At 57.3% G+C, this 869-nt stretch carries 1 pseudogene; it reads left to right on the top strand.

Annotation, left to right across the window (positions count from 1 at the left end):
- Positions 1 to 64: 64 nt before the first annotated feature.
- Positions 65 to 869: pseudogene (locus ACR0LI_RS20790) on the top strand (IS5 family transposase); the annotation flags it as partial.

The following is an 869-nucleotide window of genomic DNA, read 5'->3' as shown; positions in this document are numbered from 1 at the left end:
GGGTCAGGACCCATTGATTTCAGCGGGGTTGCGTGACTCACGGTTCGAAAAACGGGCGGTGAACATGTCTGATCTGTTTTGGCTGACCGACGCCCAGATGGCGCGTCTTGGGCCCTTCTTGCCAAAGTCTCATGGCAAACCCCGCGTCGATGACCGGCGGGTGTTGAGCGGGATAGTCTTCATTAATCGCAATGGTTTGCGCTGGCGCGATGCGCCGAAGGAATACGGCCCGCATAAGACGCTCTACAACCGCTGGAAACGTTGGAGCTACAAGGGCATCTTTGCGCGAATGATGGCCGGATTGGCCGCTGAGCACGGAGAAGACAAGACCGTGATGATCCCCTCTCATCGAAACTGCGTTTCGACTGCCGGGCAGTGGACGCGACCTACCTGAAGGCGCATCCGAAGGATGCTGCCGAGAGGGGCCGAACCAAGGGCGGCATGAACACCAAACGGCGTGTCATCCGCGACAGCAAGGGGCGCCCACTCAACTTGTTTGTGACGCTTGGGCAGATGAGTGATTACATCGGCGCACGAGCATTGTTGAGCAGCCTGCCAGATGTCGAATGGCTGCTCGGAGATCGCGGATATGACGCTGATTGGTTCCGGGAAACGTTGAAAGACAAAGGGATACGCATGTGCATCCCAAGCCGGAAGCAGCCAAAAAAAGCGGTGAAGTACGACAAGCGTCGCTACATAGTCGCACCCCCCCCTCTCGTGACATTGCCGTGCAATGCACTGTCGGGCAGTGATACGAGATCATGTTCGGAAGGTTGAAAGATTGGCGACGTGTGGCAACCCGATACGACAGGTGCCCAAAGGTCTTCCTCTCAGCCATCGCACGGGCGGCTACCGTCATCTTTTTGGCT

This window comes from Ruegeria sp. CL7 (assembly GCF_056536445.1).
Note: the sequence above shows the minus strand (reverse complement) of the source record. Positions and strands in the feature narration are given on the sequence as shown.